The organism is Lysinibacillus sp. GbtcB16 (assembly GCF_019091145.1).
Classification (GTDB): Bacteria; Bacillota; Bacilli; order Bacillales_A; family Planococcaceae; genus Lysinibacillus; species Lysinibacillus fusiformis.
The window spans coordinates 1-425 of sequence record NZ_JAGXJV010000146.1; the positions used below are offsets into that span (position 1 = coordinate 1).

Annotated in this window: 1 pseudogene; it reads right to left on the reverse strand. The window is 26.6% G+C overall.

The annotated features are described in order from the left end of the window. Positions 1-239 (reverse strand): annotated as a pseudogene (locus KVT27_RS23765) (glycosyltransferase); the annotation flags it as partial. Between the last annotated feature and the right edge of the window lie 186 nt (positions 240-425).

Here is a 425-nt window from a genome sequence, read left to right on the forward strand (position 1 = left end):
TTTTTGATGCAATCCATAATAGCTGTTTTTATAGGCATATCAAAATATCGATACTCATAAGGCTCCTCTAACAAATTCACTTGTTTAGGTATTTTTCTAAAAAATAACCCTTCATGTTTAAATAAAAACAAATCCACACTATACTTTGAATAATCTATCGTTTCTAATAAAGAAATTAATGCCTTTTCTGCCCCTCCACAATTTAAATTATTTATTACAAACAATACATTTTTTTTCATACGCCCCACCAGTTATAAAATTTTATATAGCTTATATATTTCTTCTTCAGTTCCTAAGTTTTCTTTAGATAAGTTACTTTCTAATTTTCGTTTCAGTTTTGTATTCTTTATAAGCTTTTCAATTCCATTTACAATAGCTTCTGGTTTCATATCTACAATTAGGCCATTTACTTCATTTTCAATTTG